The sequence below is a fragment of the Actinophytocola sp. genome, from assembly GCF_036555685.1.
Lineage (GTDB): Bacteria > Actinomycetota > Actinomycetes > Mycobacteriales > Pseudonocardiaceae > Actinophytocola.
In genome coordinates this window covers 1-15,816 of sequence record NZ_DATBKY010000140.1, presented here as the reverse complement: position 1 = coordinate 15,816, position 15,816 = coordinate 1, and the positions used below count along the sequence as shown (strand labels likewise).

The 15,816-nt window shown below is 72.8% G+C and carries 15 protein-coding genes; 8 read left to right on the top strand and 7 right to left on the bottom strand.

The genetic code is table 11. The features are described 5' to 3' along the window. Nucleotides 1–56 precede the first annotated feature (56 nt). The 3 genes from VH969_RS13790 to VH969_RS13780 form a co-directional block, all read right to left on the bottom strand. The gene (locus VH969_RS13790) at nucleotides 57–575 is read right to left on the bottom strand and encodes a hypothetical protein (RefSeq protein WP_331974126.1); all 519 of its coding nucleotides are present in this window, start codon (nucleotides 573–575) and stop codon (nucleotides 57–59) included. Between the two features lie 112 nt (nucleotides 576–687). Continuing rightward, nucleotides 688–4,281: a hydantoinase B/oxoprolinase family protein gene (locus VH969_RS13785; protein WP_331974125.1), complete on the bottom strand. Its 3,594-nt coding sequence runs from the start codon at nucleotides 4,279–4,281 to the stop codon at nucleotides 688–690. A gap of 70 nt (nucleotides 4,282–4,351) precedes the next feature. Further along, nucleotides 4,352–5,101, bottom strand: a complete 750-nt coding sequence (locus VH969_RS13780) for a PaaX family transcriptional regulator C-terminal domain-containing protein (protein ID WP_331974124.1) — start codon at nucleotides 5,099–5,101, stop codon at nucleotides 4,352–4,354. Nucleotides 5,102–5,154: 53 nt separating this feature from the next. Between VH969_RS13780 and VH969_RS13775 the strand changes: the two genes are divergently transcribed. Further along, nucleotides 5,155–6,786, top strand: a complete 1,632-nt coding sequence (locus VH969_RS13775) for an acyl-CoA dehydrogenase family protein (protein WP_331974123.1) — start codon at nucleotides 5,155–5,157, stop codon at nucleotides 6,784–6,786. Next, the gene (locus VH969_RS13770; protein ID WP_331974122.1) at nucleotides 6,786–7,616 is read left to right on the top strand and encodes an enoyl-CoA hydratase-related protein; all 831 of its coding nucleotides are present in this window, start codon (nucleotides 6,786–6,788) and stop codon (nucleotides 7,614–7,616) included. The genes VH969_RS13775 and VH969_RS13770 overlap by 1 nt, the downstream gene beginning before the upstream one ends. Here the strand turns inward: VH969_RS13770 and VH969_RS13765 are convergent. Then, a complete protein-coding gene (locus VH969_RS13765; protein ID WP_331974121.1) occupies nucleotides 7,595–8,086 on the bottom strand; it encodes an HIT family protein in 492 nt (163 codons plus the stop codon). The two genes, VH969_RS13770 and VH969_RS13765, sit on opposite strands and share 22 nt — an antisense overlap. Before the next feature lie 169 nt (nucleotides 8,087–8,255). Between VH969_RS13765 and VH969_RS13760 the strand changes: the two genes are divergently transcribed. Together VH969_RS13760 and VH969_RS13755 are read left to right on the top strand one after the other, a co-directional pair. Continuing rightward, a complete protein-coding gene (locus VH969_RS13760; protein WP_331974120.1) occupies nucleotides 8,256–8,996 on the top strand; it encodes a D-Ala-D-Ala carboxypeptidase family metallohydrolase in 741 nt (246 codons plus the stop codon). 75 nt (nucleotides 8,997–9,071) lie between these two features. Then, nucleotides 9,072–10,061 (top strand): zinc-binding alcohol dehydrogenase family protein, encoded by a 990-nt coding sequence (locus VH969_RS13755; protein WP_331974119.1) that lies wholly within the window; start codon nucleotides 9,072–9,074, stop codon nucleotides 10,059–10,061. A gap of 80 nt (nucleotides 10,062–10,141) precedes the next feature. Here VH969_RS13755 and VH969_RS13750 read toward each other — a convergent pair whose 3' ends face one another. Beyond that, nucleotides 10,142–10,576 (bottom strand): heavy metal-responsive transcriptional regulator, encoded by a 435-nt coding sequence (locus VH969_RS13750; RefSeq protein WP_331974118.1) that lies wholly within the window; start codon nucleotides 10,574–10,576, stop codon nucleotides 10,142–10,144. Nucleotides 10,577–10,705: 129 nt separating this feature from the next. Between VH969_RS13750 and VH969_RS13745 the strand changes: the two genes are divergently transcribed. Both VH969_RS13745 and VH969_RS13740 read left to right on the top strand, forming a co-directional pair. Then, nucleotides 10,706–12,082, top strand: coding sequence for a dihydrolipoyl dehydrogenase family protein (locus VH969_RS13745; protein ID WP_331974117.1), 1,377 nt, complete (start codon nucleotides 10,706–10,708; stop codon nucleotides 12,080–12,082). Nucleotides 12,083–12,188: 106 nt separating this feature from the next. Further along, nucleotides 12,189–13,910: a GAF domain-containing sensor histidine kinase gene (locus tag VH969_RS13740; protein WP_414638502.1), complete on the top strand. Its 1,722-nt coding sequence runs from the start codon at nucleotides 12,189–12,191 to the stop codon at nucleotides 13,908–13,910. Here VH969_RS13740 and VH969_RS13735 read toward each other — a convergent pair whose 3' ends face one another. Continuing rightward, entirely contained in the window at nucleotides 13,911–14,546 is a 636-nt protein-coding gene (locus VH969_RS13735) for a LuxR C-terminal-related transcriptional regulator (protein ID WP_331974115.1), read from the bottom strand. Further along, nucleotides 14,543–14,764, bottom strand: coding sequence for a hypothetical protein (locus VH969_RS13730; RefSeq protein WP_331974114.1), 222 nt, complete (start codon nucleotides 14,762–14,764; stop codon nucleotides 14,543–14,545). Before VH969_RS13730 ends, VH969_RS13735 begins: the two co-directional genes overlap by 4 nt. 122 nt (nucleotides 14,765–14,886) lie before the next feature. On the opposite strand from VH969_RS13730, the gene VH969_RS13725 reads away from it, so the two are divergent. Both VH969_RS13725 and VH969_RS13720 read left to right on the top strand, forming a co-directional pair. Continuing rightward, nucleotides 14,887–15,606, top strand: coding sequence for a response regulator transcription factor (locus VH969_RS13725; RefSeq protein WP_331974113.1), 720 nt, complete (start codon nucleotides 14,887–14,889; stop codon nucleotides 15,604–15,606). Nucleotides 15,607–15,615: 9 nt separating this feature from the next. Continuing rightward, nucleotides 15,616–15,816: PAS domain-containing protein (locus tag VH969_RS13720; protein ID WP_331974112.1), on the top strand; the 201-nt coding region annotated here is incomplete at its 3' end.

The following is a 15,816-nucleotide window of genomic DNA, read 5'->3' as shown; positions in this document are numbered from 1 at the left end:
ACGCTACCCGAGAGCCGGCGGCCCCACGCGGGAGCCGCCGGATCGCCGGAATCGGGTCACGGCCGGGTGTGGAAGGCGAGCCCGTCCTTCTCGCAGGCGACGTTGCCGCTGCCTTCCGCGCCGGTGTCGGTGACGCAGGTCCAGCCGTCCACGGTCAGCGCGTACTCGTCTCCCACGCCCTTCGCGGGGGCTTTCGCGAAGTACTCGGTGACCACGTTGATCGCCTCCACGCAGCCGACCCGGCCGGTCGGAGTGTCCTCGGCGAACACGTCCACCTTGCCGTTCGCCCCGTCCACGTCGCCGCAGCTCGCCCCGAGCTCCGGATCGCTCCCGTTGGGGTCCGGCTCGCCGGGGGCGATACCGGCCCCGCCGCCGTCGCCCTCGTCTGCCGCGCTGGACGTGGTTTCCGGTGACTCCGAGCCGGCCGGACCGGACGAAGTGGACGCCGCCGTGGAGGACGTCGTGGTCGTGGTCGTCGGCGTGTCCTCTGTGGCCGCTTGCCGTTCGCCGCCGCAGGCCGTGAGCAGCGCGGCGGCCGTCACCAGGCCGGCGAGCAGTGCGCGAGTCGTGTTCATCCGCATTTGGGTTCCCCGATCAAATCGTCCCTGTGTACCCATTCGGACGTGCCGGGGAAACGGAGGTTCACCGGCCAGGGGACAGTCCAGACGATGGTCGGGAACGCGGTTTTCACTTCTCGCCGTAGCCGCCCCCGCCCGGGGTCTCGATCTCCAGGATGTCGTCGGCGCCGACGTCCGCGCTGTCGCAGCCCGACAGCTCGGTCACCGAGCCGTCCGCCCGCAGGATCCGGTTGCGGCCCAGTGCGCCCGGCTCGCCACCCGCCATGCCGTACGGCGGCACGCGCCGGTGGCCGGTCAGCGTCGACACCGTCATGGGCTCGCGGAAACGGATTCGCCGGACCGCACCGTCACCGCCGCGCCAGCGGCCCGCGCCGCCGCTGCCCCGGCGCACCGCGAACTCGTCCAGGAACACCGGGAAGCGCCACTCCAGCACCTCCGGGTCCGTCAACCGCGAGTTCGTCATGTGTGTCTGCACCACCGACGCCCCGGCGAAACCCTCGCCCGCGCCCGAACCCGAGCCCACCGTCTCGTAGTACTGGTGGTGCTCGTTGCCGAAGGTCACGTTGTTCATCGTGCCCGAGCCCTCGGCCTGCGCGCCCAGCGCCGCGTACAGCGCGCCCGTGATCGCCTGGGACGTCTCGACATTGCCCGCCACCACCGCGGCCGGGTAGGACGGCGCGAGCATCGAACCATCGGGGATGACTATCCGAAGTGGACGTAGGCAGCCGTCGTTCAGCGGGATCTCGTCGGCCACCAGGGTGCGGAAGACGTACAGCACCGCCGCGGTGGAGACCGACCTCGGCGCGTTGAAGTTCGTGCCGAGCTGGTCCGACGTGCCGGTGAAGTCGATCGTCGCCGACCGCGACTCGCGGTCGACCGTGATGCGGACCGCGATCACCGCGCCCGAGTCCATCTCGTACCGGTACTCGCCGGCCATCTCGGACGTGCCGAGGGCGTCGAGTACGCGGCGGACCGCCTCCTCCGCGTTGTCCTGCACGTGCCGCATGTACGCGCGCACCACGTCCAGTCCGAAGTGGTCGATCATCTTGCCGACCTCGGCCACGCCCTTCGTGTTCGCGGCGATCTTCGCGCGCAGGTCGGTCAGGTTGGTCTGCGGGTCACGCGAGGGGTACGGCGCGGACGAGAGCAGCTCGAGCGTCTCCTCCTCGCGCAGCTCGCCGTCCGCCACCAGCAGCCAGTTGTCGAACAGCACGCCCTCCTCGTGCACCTCCCGGCTCCCGGCCGGCATCGAGCCCGGCGTGATGCCGCCGATCTCCGCGTGGTGGCCGCGGGAGGCGACGAAGAACAGGAGGTCGCCACCGGAGAAGACCGGCGTCACCACCGTCACGTCCGGCAGGTGCGTCCCGCCGTGGTAGGGGTCGTTCACCGCGTACACCGAACCAGGCCGCATGTCGCCGCCCGCCCGGCGGACGACCTCCTGGACGCTCGTGCCCATCGATCCGAGGTGGACGGGAATGTGCGGCGCGTTCGCGATCAGGTTGCCCTCCGCGTCGAACAGCGCGCACGAGAAGTCCAGCCGCTCGCGGATGTTCACCGACTGCGCGGTGGACTCGAGTGCGGTCCCCATCTGCTCGGCGATCGACATGAACAGGTTGTTGAAGATCTCCAGCAGCACCGGGTCCGCACGCGACGCGTCCACATCGGACTCGTCGGCGATCGCCTCCTCCCGCTCGACGAGCAGGTGGCCCGACTCCGACAGCGACGCGCGCCAGCCCAGCTCGACGACGGTCGTCGCGTTGGCCTCCGCGATGATCGCCGGGCCGGTGACCGACTCGCCCGGGCGCATCCGCTCCCGCTCGTACAGCGGCGCGTCGCACCAGGCGTCCTCCGTGTACAGCGACACGGTCCCGGGCTCGCCCGGCTCGGCCGCGATCGCGGCATGGGAGAGGTCCGGCTGCTCGGTGAGCCCCGTGGCCTCGACCGACATCGCCTCGACGATCAGCGGGCGGTCCATGAGGAACGAGTACGTCCGGCGGTAGCCCGCCTCGAACGCGCCGGTCATCGCCTCGAGGTCGGCGAGCTCGACCTGGACCGTCGTGTCGGTGCCGTCGTAGCGCAGGTGCGCGCGGCGGGTGATCTTGACGCGGTCCTCGGGCACGCCCTCGTCGCGCAGCTCGGCGGTCGTGGTCGCGGCCAGGTCGTCGGCGACCTCGCGCAGCCGCGGCATCGTGTCCTCGTTCAGCGGCGCGACGACCGACTGCTCGCGCATGGCCGTGGTGTCCGCGAGGCCGATGCCGAGCGCGGACAGCACGCCGGCCATCGGCGGCACCAGCACCGTCCGGATGCCGAGCGAGTCCGCGACCGCGCACGCGTGCTGGCCGCCCGCGCCGCCGAACGTCGTCAGCACGTACTCGGTGACGTCGTGGCCCTTCTCGACGGAGATCCGCTTGACCGCGTTCGCCATGTTCGCCACCGCGATGCGCAGGAAGCCCTCGGCGACCTGCTCCGGGGTGCGCCCGGTGCCCGTCTCGCTGCCGATCCGCTCGGCCAGCTCGGTGAACCTGGTCCGGACGATCTCCGCGTCGAGCGGCTGGTCGCCGTCCTCGCCGAACACGTGCGGGAAGTGTGCCGGCTGCACGCGGCCGAGCATGACGTTCGCGTCGGTCACGGTCAGCGGGCCGCCGCCCCGGTAGCAGGCTGGGCCCGGGTTGGCGCCGGCCGAGTCCGGGCCGACCCGGTAGCGGCTGCCGTCGAAGTGCAGGATCGACCCGCCGCCCGCGGCGACCGTGTGGATCGACAGCATCGGCGCGCGCAGCCGGACGCCCGCGACCAGCGTGTGGAAGACGCGCTCGTAGTCGCCGGCGAAGTGCGAGACGTCGGTCGACGTGCCGCCCATGTCGAAGCCGATGACCTTGTCGTATCCGGCGAGCTGGGACATCCGCGCCATGCCGACGATCCCGCCCGCCGGCCCGGACAGGATCGCGTCCTTGCCGCGGAAGTGGCCCGCCTCGGCGAGCCCGCCGTTGGACTGCATGAACATCAGCCGCACGCCCGCGAGCTGCCCGGCGACCGCGTCGACGTAGCGGCGCAGCACGGGGGAGAGGTACGCGTCGACGACCGTCGTGTCGCCGCGCGGGACCAGCTTCATCAGCGGGCTGACCTCGCTGGACAGCGAGATCTGGGCGAAGTCGAGCTGCTCGGCGAGCTTGCCGATGGCCTCCTCGTGAGCGGGGTGGAGGTGGCTGTGCAGGCACACGACCGCGAGCGAGGAGATCCCGTCTTCGCGCGCCTGCTGCAACTCGCCGCGCAACGCGTCGAGGTCGGGCGGGCGGACGACGGTGCCGTCGGCCTGGATCCGCTCGTCGACCTCGATGACGCGCTCGTAGAGCTGTTCGGGCAGCTCGATGTGGCGGGCGAAGATCCGCGGCCGGTTCTGGTAGGCGATGCGCAATGCGTCGCGGAAGCCTTTGGTGATCACCAGCGCGGTGCGCTCACCGCCGCGGGTGAGCAGCGCGTTGGTGGCGACGGTGGTGCCCATGCGGACCTGGTCGATGTCGTCGGCGGGGACGTCCTGCCCGTCCGCGAGGCCGAGCAGAGCGCGGATGCCGGCGACCGCGGCGTCGGCGTAGCGGGACGGGTTGTCCGATAGCAGCTTGTGCGTCGTGAGCCCGCCGTCGGGCCGAAGCGCCACGATGTCGGTGAACGTGCCGCCACGGTCGACCCAGAACTGCCACCCCGTCATCCGTCCAGTGTCACCCACGTGAGCTGCGGAAGCACGGGTCCGTTGATCGTCTGTACGCGAAGAGTGACGATCACTCGACGCCGATGTGTGCGCGCAGGACGGCCTGGAACGTCCGGTCGAAGTCCTCGTAGCGGGCGCGCAGCGACTCGCCCGGCCAGCGGGGCGGGAGGAGTTCCGCGGGCAGCAGCGGATCGGCGACGAAGTGGCGGAGCACCGCGGCCGCGAGCGTGAAACTTTCCGGCAGGCCGCCGGCCCGGTCCATCGCGGAGTCCAGGGCCTCGCGCAGCGCGCGGGCGCGCGCCGCCCACGCCGGCAGGTCCCACAACCTCGCCGCCAGCTCGGCCGGGTCGCCGACCGGCCGGCCGAGCAGGACCACGCAGTCCGTGCCGTCGAAGCCGGCGAGGGGGCGGGCCAGGTTGGCCGGCCGGAGCCAGGTGCCCTCGCGCAGCTCGGCCAGCCGGAGTTCGGCCATCGTCTGGCGGAAGGCCGAGCGCTGCGCCGGCGGGCGGCGGTCCGCCGTGACCGCGGCGATCTCCCACTCGCCGGACCACGGGCGGACCGCCGGGGTGCGGCTGGCGTCCTGCCGGGCCTGCCGCTGGGCCAACCGCGACGTCAGCGCGTAGTCGCCGCCCTCCTGTACCAGGTCGCCGGCCGCGACCATGCGGGACAGCGCCACGCGGATCGTGCCCTCGGCGATCCCGAACAGCTCGCCGACCTTCACCAGGCTGCGCGCGGGCAGCCGCGGCGGGTGCGCCCCGAGCAGCGTGCTGAGCACCGCGGACCGCGCGGTCAGCGGGCGCAGGCCGGAGACGTCGGGCATCGGCTCCCTTACGAGTCTGGCGTCACGTGTTTGAAAAATGTAACATGACCGCCATGCCGGCAACTCACGACGTCACGAACCAGGTCCCGCCACTCGTCGGGCACGACACGGCCGAGGACCCCGCACTGCTCGAGGGCCTGCGCCGCGAGGGCGCCGGGTGGGCCGAGGACGACCTGCACGCGCTCGGCGCGCTGGCCGGCGGCGCCGCGGCCCAGGAGTGGGGCCGCCTCGCCAACGAGCACGAGCCGGTCCTGCGCACCCACGACCGGTACGGCCACCGCATCGACGAGGTCGAGTACCACCCCGTCTACCACGAGCTGATGACGGTCGCGGTCGAGCGCGGCCTGCACGCCGGCCCGTGGGCCGACGACCGCAAGGGCGCGCACGTCGCCCGCGCCGCGAAGTTCTACCTGTGGGGGCAGGTCGAGGGCGGCCACCTCTGCCCGGTCTCCATGACCTACGCCGTGGTCCCCGCGCTGCGGCACAACGCCGAGCTGGCCGCGCGGTTCGAGCCGCTGCTCACCGCGAACGTCTACGACCCGGGCCTGCGCGTGCCGGAGACCAAGCGCGGGCTGACCGCCGGCATGTCGATGACCGAGAAGCAGGGCGGCTCGGACGTCCGCGCCAACGCCACGCGCGCGGTCCCGCAGCCGGACGGCAGCTACCTGCTCACCGGCCACAAGTGGTTCACGTCCGCGCCGATGTGCGACGTCTTCCTCGTGCTCGCCCAGGCGCCCGGCGGGCTGTCCTGCTTCCTGCTCCCGCGCGTGCTGCCCGACGGCACCCGCAACCGGATGCACCTGCAGCGGCTGAAGGACAAGCTCGGCAACCGCTCCAACGCGTCCTCCGAGGTCGAGTACGACGAGGCGGTCGCGTGGCTCGTGGGGGAGGAGGGCCAGGGCGTCCGCACGATCATCCAGATGGTCAACATGACCCGGCTCGACTGCGTGATCGCGGGTGCCGCCGGGATGCGCGCCGGGCTCGTGCAGGCCGTCCACCACGCGACGCACCGGCAGGCGTTCGGCAGCTACCTCGTCGACACCCCGTTGATGCGCAACGTCCTCGCGGACCTGACGATCGAGTCCGAGGCGGCCACGACGCTCGCCATGCGGCTGGCCGGCGCCACCGACCGCGCCGTGGCCGGCGACGAGCAGGCGGCCGCGTTCCGCCGGCTCGGGCTCGCGGTGAGCAAGTACTGGGTGTGCAAGCGGGCGTCCGCGCACGCCGCCGAGGCGCTGGAATGCCTGGGCGGCAACGGTTACGTGGAGGAGTCGGGCATGCCGCGGCTCTACCGCGAGGCACCGCTGATCTCCATCTGGGAGGGCTCGGGCAACGTCGCGGCGCTGGACGTGCTGCGCGCCATGCGGTCGGGCACCGAGGCGTTCCTGAACGAGGTCAACCAGGGCGCCGGCTACGACGCCCGGCTCGACGCCGCGATCGGCGGGCTGGAGCGGGAGATCGTGCGGCTGGCGGCCGACCCCGCCGCGGCGCAGGCCGGTGCGCGGCGGCTGGTGGAGCGGATGGCGCTGGTGCTGCAGGGTTCGCTGCTGGTGCAGTACGGCCATCCCGCCGTGGCGGACGCGTTCTGCGCCTCGCGGCTCGACGGCGACTGGGGCGTCGCGTTCGGCACGCTGCCCGCCGGCGTGGACACCGCGGCGATCATCGAGCGCGCCCGGACCAAGTGATGGGCGCGGCCCTTCGCACGGAGACCGAGGCCGGTGTCCGGTCGATCGTCCTGAGCCGGCCCGCGGAGTACAACACGATCACGCCGCAGCTGCGCGACGAGCTCGCCGCGGCCATCGACGAGGCGGACGCGGACCCTTCGGTGCGGGTGATGTTGCTGCGCGCGGACGGCAAGGCGTTCTGCGCGGGGTACGGGCTGGACTGGTCGACCGCGGCGCAGGCCGGGGAGCGGGTGTGGGACTCGGCGCAGGACTACCGTCTCATCAGCTCGTTCGTGGACGTGTACCTGAAGCTCTGGTACGCGGCGAAGCCCACGATCGCGGCGGTGCAGGGCTGGTGCGTCGCCGGCGGGACGGACCTGGTGCTCTGCGCGGACCTGATCGTGGCGGGGGAGGGCGCGACCTTCGGCTACCCGCCCGCACGAGTCTGGGGCACGCCGACGACGCCGATGTGGGTGTACCGGATCGGCTTCGAGCAGACGAAGCGGTACCTGCTGACGGGGGACGAGATCCCCGCGCGGAAGGCGGCGGAGATCGGCCTGATCTGCGAGTGCGTCCCCGACGACGCGCTACAAGAGCACGCCGCCGCACTGGCCCGCCGGATGGCCCTCCTGCCCGGGAACCAGCTCGAGATGCTGAAGCTCGCGTGCAACCAGACGGCGGAGAACATGGGCCTCCGCTCGGCGACGACGCTGGGCCGCCTCTTCGACGGCGTCGCCCGCCACACGCAGGAGGGCCGCGACTTCGTGGCCCGCGCCCAGGAGGCCGGCTTCCGCCAAGCAGTCCGCGAACGAGACGACCCGTTCAGTGACTACGGCTCAAGACCGCGTTGACCCGCGCGCAGCCGGTCGATCTCGGCTACCAGCTCGGCGCGGAGCCCGTCGTGCCGCGGGCCGAGCGCGTGCGCCGGATCGGACCAGTACCCGGCCGGATACAGCCAGGCCGGCCGACCGACCCGGTGCGCCGGCTCCCAGTCGAAGCGGGGCCGCACGTGCGCGTGCAGGAACGGGTCCGTGTTGCCCAGGATCTCCAGGTTCACCCGCCGGAACTCCGGGTCGCGGTGCGCGCACACCCGCTCGACCGCCTCGCCGAGCAGGTCCATGTCCGCGAGGAACCGCCACCTCTCCCGGCGGGGCAGGTCGGTCAGCCCTCGCGCGTCCGGCGAGGCGGCGAGCAGGACGCAGTAGCCCGGGAGGAACTGGACGTCGCCGATGGCGGCGAAGCCGGCGTCCAACCGCCGCAGCACGGTCGGGTTCTCGCCCCGCAACGCCGACCCGATCCGGTCCGATCGCCAGCCCGCCACGCCGCGACGATAGGCGACCGGCACGAGCGGGACGCCGTCCGTGACGGGCCAAAGTCGGCCGATTGGCGGAAATTGTCCAACTGTGCGTTGACTTAGGTAGATCCGCGCTGCCACGATCTCCGCGGCGACGGAACCCCCTGCACCGTCGCATTCCCGTTGTGGAGGCGTTATGCGCAAACGTCTTGCCTATCTCCTGTCCGCCTTCGTCCTCGCGATCGCCGGCACCGTCACGATCGCCGTGGTCGCGTCCCCCGAGGCCGCGGCGGACGAGTGCTTCACCTGGAACCGCACGCTCTCCCAGGGAGCGAGCGGCTCGGACGTCACCCAGCTGCAGATCCGCGTCGCCGGGTGGGTGTCCTCCGGGGAGAACCTGGCGCTGGACGGCCAGTACGGGCCGGCCACCGCGAACGCCGTGAAGCGGTTCCAGGCCGGGTACGGCCTCGCCGCGGACGGCGTCGCCGGGCCGGCGACGTTCAGCAAGCTCTACGCGCTCCAGGACGCGGACTGCACCCCCGTGCACTTCGCGTACTCGGAGTTCGACGACAACTGCGGCGCCAACAACTTCAACGGCGGCAAGGTGTCCGCGGCGACCGCGAAGGAGAACATCCGCCGGATCATGTGGCAGCTGGAGGCCATGCGCCACAAGCTCGGCGACCGGCCGCTGGTGATCACCTCCGCCTTCCGGAGCGTGTCCTGCAACTCGTCGGTCGGCGGATCGTCGACGAGCCTGCACATGTACGGGCAAGCCGCCGACCTCGGCCTGTCCAGCGGACCGTCCCAGTGCTCGATGTGGAACGCCGGCAAGTCGGCCGGTTTCGAGGAGCTGCTGAGCCAGGGCTACCCCGACCACAACGACCACACCCACGTCGGGAACAAGTCGAGCCGCTTCTGGAGCGCGCCGAACTGCTGAGCCCCGGCGCCACCGAGTGTGACCGGACGAGCCCGGGCCCTGCACGGGCCCGGGCTTTTTCGGCAGGATTGCGTCATGCGTGCGTGGCGGGTCGAGCGGCCGGGCCCGGCGGTCTCCGGGCCGATGCGGCTGCGGGACGTCCCGGCGCCGGAGCCGGTGGACGGTGAGCTGCTGGTCCGGGTGCGGGCGTGCGGCGTGTGCCGGACCGACCTGCACGTGGCCGAGGGCGACCTGCCCGTGCGCCGGCCGCTCGTCGTCCCCGGGCACGAGGTCGTCGGGCAGGTGGTCCGCGGCGCGGGGGACTTCGCGCCGGGCGACCTCGTCGGGATCGCGTGGTTGCGGGACACCTGCGGCAAGTGCCGGTTCTGCCGCCGCGGCGCGGAGAACCTCTGCCCGGCGTCGCGCTACACCGGCTGGGACGCGGACGGCGGCTACGCGGACCTCGCGGTGGTCCCGGCCGACTACGCGCTGCGGCTCCCGCCCGGCTACAGCGACTCGACGCTCGCGCCGCTGCTGTGCGCCGGGATCATCGGCTACCACGCGCTCGTGCGGTCCGACCTGCCGCCGGGCGGGCGGCTCGGGGTGTACGGCTTCGGCGGCAGCGCGCACCTGGCCGCGCAGGTCGCGATCGCCCAGGGCGCGACGGTGCACGTGATGACCCGCAGCCCCGCGGCTCGGCGGCTCGCGCTCTCGCTCGGCGTCACCTCGGCCCAGGGCGCGGCGGACGCGCCACCCGAGCCGCTGGACTCGGCGATCCTCTTCGCGCCGGCGGGCGAGCTCGTGCTCCCGGCGCTGGCGGCGCTCGACCGGGGCGGCACGCTCGCGATCGCGGGCATCCACCTGTCCGACATCCCGCCGCTCAACTACCAGCGGCACCTGTTCCAAGGCCGGCAGCTGCGCAGCGTCACGGCCAACACCCGGGCGCAGGCCAGGGAGTTCCTCTCGTTCGCCGGCCGGCACCGCCTCCACGTGGAGACGACGGACTATCCACTCGAGACGGCCGACCGCGCGCTCCGCGACCTCGCCGACGGCCGGGTCAACGGCGCGGCGGTCCTCGTCCCCTGACCGGCGGGCGCCTCGCCGGCGAGGGAGACGGCTCAGCAGCAGCCGCAGCCGCAGATCAGGTCATCGCAGCACATGCGGGGTCACCTCCCTTCCACGTCCGGGAGTACCGGCGGGCACCAGGTGCCGGGAGTGGGTGGCGGGCACGGGTCGCGCTGCAGGCCGTCGAGCATCCGCCCCAAGTCGGCCCGCAGCGCGCCGAGCCGGGCCAGCTCCGCGTCGATCTCGTCGACCCGGCGGCGCAGCAGCGTCTCGGCCGGCTCGCACGGGCAGACGCCGGTGTCGCGGATGGCGAGCAGGTCACCGATCTCGCGCAGGCGCAGGCCGAGCCGCTGGCAGCCCTGGATGAAGCGCAGCCGTTCCACGGTCTCGGGCGGGAACCGGCGGTAGCCGCCGGGGGTGCGCGGCGGCGGCTCGATCAGCCCGGCGCGTTCGTAGTACCGGACGGTGTCCGGGCCGACCCCGGCGGCCGCGGCGAGCTCGGCCACCTGCAGGCCGGCGGGAGCGCTCGTGGTCATGGACCGACGGTAAACCCTGGAGCACGGTCCAGGGTCAAGCGGCGGCGCGGCGTCTTCTGCTGCGGCGCCGGGAACGACATGCTGTGCTTGCACACAGATGCACTCCGCAACCGAGCCCAGGGAGTCGAGATGCCGGGTACCGAGGTGGACGTCGTCGTCGTCGGGATGGGGCCGGGCGGGGAGGACATCGGCGCCAGGCTGGCCCGGGCGGGCCTGTCCGTGGTCGGCGTGGACTCGCGGCTCGTCGGCGGCGAGTGCCCGTACTACGCGTGCGTGCCGACGAAGATCATGATCAGAGCCACCGACGCGCTCGGCGAGGCGAAGCGCGTCGACGCGCTCGCCGGCTCCGCCAGTGTCGAGCGCGACTGGTCGCCCGTCGCCAAGCGCATCCGCGACGAGGCGACCGACGACTGGGACGACACCGTTGCGGTGGAACGGTTCGAGAACGCGGGCGGCACCTTCGTGCGCGGCCGCGGCCGGATCACCGGCGACCGCGAGGTCACGGTGTCCACATCGGACGGTGAGCGGGTCTTCAATGCCCGCAGGGGAATCGTGCTCAACACCGGCACCGACCCGGCGGTGCCGCCGATCGACGGGCTGGCCGAGTCGCCGTACTGGACCAACCGCGACGCGGTCGCCGTCGAGGAGATCCCCGGGTCATTGATCGTGCTCGGTGGCGGTCCGGTCGGCTGCGAGCTCGCGCAGGTCTTCTCCCGCTTCGGCGCGGCCGTGACGGTCGTGCAGCGCCCGGAGCGGCTCGTGCCCGTCGACGAGCCCGAGGCGGGCGAGCTGCTCGCGCGGGCGTTCGCCGCGGAGGGGATCACCGTGCGCACGGGGCTGTCGGCGGCGCGGGTGCACTACGACGGCCAGTTCTCGGTCAAGCTCGACAACGGCGAGACGCTGATCGCCGACCGCGTGCTCGTGGCCGCCGGCCGGCACACCGACATGGCCGCGCTCGGCATCGGCGCGATGGGCCTGAACGAGGCGGCCCGCGGCGTCACCACCGACGACCACATGCGGGCGGCGCCCGGCCTGTGGGCGATCGGCGACATCACCGGCCGGGGCGCGTTCACGCACATGTCGATGTACCAGGCCCGGATCGCCGCCGCGGACATCCTCGGCGAACAGGACGCGGAGACCGCCGACTACCGGGCCGTGCCGCGGGTGACGTTCACCGACCCGGAGATCGGCTCGGTGGGCCTGTCCGAGGCGCGGGCGCGCGAGCAGGGGCTGAACGTGCGAACCGCGCTCGTGCCGATCTCGGCGTCGACGCGCGGCTTCATCCACAAGGTCGGCAACGACGGGTTCGTCAAGCTCGTCGAGGACGCCGACCGCGGCGTGCTCGTGGGGGCGACGTCGGCGGGCCCGGTCGGTGGCGAGGTGCTGGGCGCGCTCGTGGTCGCGGTGCACGCGGAGGTGCCCACGAAGCTGCTGCGCCAGATGATCTACGCCTACCCGACGTTCCACCGCACCATCGAGAGCGCACTGGCCGAGCTGGCCGGGTGAGCGGACGCTCGTACAGCCGTAACGAGCTGGGAAGACCCGTCGATAGCAGGGGTGCCAATCGACCGCGGACCGGGGCACACTGGTCCTCCAGGGGTCGGGAGTGCTCATGTCGGACGGTGCGCCGCCAGGAGAACCACGGAGGTCAACCGTGGGCGCTCCGCTGGCTGGCCTGCGCCTCGACGAGCTGCTGAGCGAGCTCCAGGACCGGCTCACCGAGATCACCAACACGCGCGACCGCCTGCAGGGCCTGTTGAAGGCCGTCGTCGCCGTGAGCACCGGGCTCGAGCTGGAGAGCACCCTGCAGCGGATCGTGCAGACCGCGGTCGAGCTGGTCGACGCCCGGTACGGCGCGCTCGGCGTGGTCAGCGAGGAGGGGCTCTCCGAGTTCGTCTACGTCGGCATCGACCAGGAGACCCGCGACCAGATGGGTCACCTGCCCGAGGGCAAGGGCCTGCTCGGCCACCTGATCCAGCACCCGTTCCCGATCCGGATGCCGGACCTGACCCAGCACCTGTCCTCGGTCGGCTTCCCGGCCCACCACCCGCCGATGCGCAGCTTCCTCGGCACTCCGGTCCGGCTGCGGGACGAGGTGTTCGGCAACCTCTACCTCACCGAGAAGAAGGGCGAGGCCGAGTTCACCGGGGACGACGTCGTGGTCCTCGAGGCGCTCGCCGCGGCCGCCGGGGTCGCGGTCGAGAACGCCCGGCTGTTCGAGGAGGCGCGGCTGCGCGAGCGCTGGCAGCAGGCCTCCGGCGAGGTCAACTCGCTGCTGCTGGGCGGCGCCTCGACCGAGGACGCGCTCGACCTGATCGTGCGCCGGACCCGCGAACTGTCCCATTCGGACAGCGCGGCGATCCTGCTCGCCGACGGGGACAAGCTCGAGGTCCGCGCCGCCGCCGGGCCCCGGGCCGAGCAGCTGATCGGCCGGACCGTGCCGGCCGGCGAGCCCGCGTTCGCGGCGGTGCTCACCGACCGGACGCCGACCGTGATCGACGACTTCATGCCGCTGCGCGGGGAGGACTCCGCGGTGCTCGGCGAGTTCGGACCCGCGCACGCGGTGCCGCTCGGCCCGCCGTCGACCGCGTCCAGCGGGCTCCTGCTGGCCCTGCGAAACAAGGGCGCCGACCCGTTCGGCGGGGAGCAGCTGTCCCTCCTCGCGTCGTTCGCGGACCAGGCGTCGCTGGCCCTCGAGCTCGCGGACAAGCAGCGTCAGCAGCGGATGCTCGACGTGCTCGCCGACCGCGACCGGATCGCGGGCGACCTGCACGACCACGTCATCCAGCGGCTCTTCGCGGCCGGCATGAGCCTGCAGGGCATCGTCCGCCGCATCAACGACCCGAGTGCCCGCGGCCGGGTGACCCGGGTGGTCAGCCAGCTCGACGAGACCGTCCGCGAGATCCGCACGTCGATCTTCGACCTGCAGACCGTGCACGAGGCCGACCAGACGAGCCTGCGCCGCCGCATGCTCGACGTGGTCGCCGAGACCAGCGCGGGCACCGGCATCTCGCCGTCGGTACGCATCTCCGGCGCGGTCGACTCGCTGGTGCCCGAGGCGCTGGCCGAGCACACGCTCGCCGCGCTGCGCGAGGGGATCAGCAACTCGGTCCGGCACGCCCGGGCCGCCGCGATCACGGTCACCGTGGAGGCCGGCGACGAGCTCGTCGTCGACGTCGCCGACGACGGCGTCGGGATCCCGCCGGGCGTGGCCCGCAGCGGCCTGCTCAACCTCGAACGCCGCGCCCGCTCGTGCGGTGGTGGCTGCGTGGTCTCCTCCCGCCCGGCCGGTGGCACCCGGCTGACCTGGCGGGTCCCGCTGACCACGACCTGATCAGACGGCCTCGCCCGCGCGGAGGCGGACGGCATGGTCGGCGAGCTGCGTGCGCCGCTGCAGGCCGAGCTTGCCCATCAGCCGCGACACGTGGGTCTTCACGTCCTTGCCGCCCAGGTGCAAGGCGGCCGCTATCTGCCGGTTCGACATGCCCTCGGCGATCAGGTCGAGCACCGCGCGCTCCTCGCCGGTGAGCCGGGAGAGCGGGTCGCCGGCCTCGCGCTCGCGGCGCAGCCGCCTCAGCAGGGCGGTGGTGGTCCGCTGGTCCAGCAGGGAGCCGCCGGCGCCGACGATCCGCAGGGCCTGGACGAGGCCGGTGCCGCCGCGGGGCGCGAGCCCGGACGCGCCGGCCATGATCGCGGCGAACAGCGTCTCGTCGTCGGCGTGCGGGGTCAACAGCAGGCAGCGCAGGTCGGGGGAGCGCAGGCGCAGCTCGCGGCACAACGCGAGGCCGTCGCCGTCGGGCAGCTGCGGGGCCAGCAGCGCCACGTCCGCGGCCCGCCGGTCGACCGCGACGAGGGCCTCGGCGACCGACGCGACCTGCTCGACGATCTCGAGGCTCGCTTCGTCCGCGAGTAACCGGGCGACCTTCCGGGCGGGGCCGGGTTGGTCGACGAGCAGTACGCGAACCGTCATCTGTGGCCGGGCATGATCGCGAGGCGGAGCTCGTCGATCGTCTCGTCGATGCGGCCGAGCGCGACACGGATGCGCTGGCCGGCCGGGGAGCCGTGCTGCGAGCCCACGAACGCGAGCGCCTGGTTCAGGTCCAGCCCGATCCGCAGGAGACGGTTCACCGCGAGGTCGGCGAGTCCGTGCGGGGGGATGTTCCGGTGGTCGGCGTCGGGGATGGACATGGCTGCCGGGTTCTCCTCGAGGGCCAAGTTCGATCGGGTCACGAAGGGCGCGGGGCCGCTGTCTCCTTGATAACGTGCCAACCTGGTCTGTTTGTCCGCGGAAACTTCAACAGGCGATCAACGTGGCCCTCACCGGCGGATCCGTCCCGCCCACCGGCCGTCGTCCCAAGATCATGCTGATCGAGGACGACGCGGATCTGGTGGCGATGTGCGACGCCTACCTCACGCGCGCCGGTTTCCTCGTCAGAGTCGCGGCCGACTCCCGCTCCGCGCTCGCCGGCTTCCAGCATCCGTGTGACCTCGTGGTGCTCGACCTCGGCCTGCCCGACGGCGACGGGCTGGACCTGCTGCGGTCCCTGCGCCAGGGCGACGACACGCTGCCGGTGATCGTGGTGACCGGGCGCGGCGAGGAGGCCGACCGCGTCGTCGGCCTCGAGCTCGGCGCCGACGACTACCTGGTCAAGCCGTTCTTCCTGCGCGAGCTCGTGGCCCGGATCCGCGCCGTGCTGCGGCGGGCCGGCCGGGAGGCGCCCTCGCCGGCGGTCATCCACGTGGGCGGGATCGTGATCGACACGGGCGCGCACGTGATCCGCGCGGCGGGCGAGGCCATCGAGCTCACCCCGCGGGAGTACACGCTGCTGGAGTTCCTCGCCACCACGCCGGGGCGGGTGTACTCGCGGGAGCAGCTGCTCTCCCACGTCTGGGAGTCCTCGGTGGAGTGGCAGGCGCCGGCCACGGTCGACGAGCACGTCTACCGGATCCGGCGCAAACTTACGAGCGCGGGCGTCAACATGCCCAAGATCACCACTGTGCGCGGCTTCGGGTACCGCCTCGACACCTGAGAGATCCTCTTGGCCGATCACGAGCTCGACTATCACCGTCTGTTCGACGCGGCACCCACGCCGTACCTCGTGCTCACGCCGGACCTGACCATCGTGGCCGTGAACGAGGCGTACCTGGCCGCGACCCGGACCCGGCGCGAGACGCTCGTCGGGCAGCCGGTCTTCGCGGCGTTCCCGGACAACCCGGACGACGGGACCGCGGACGGCGTC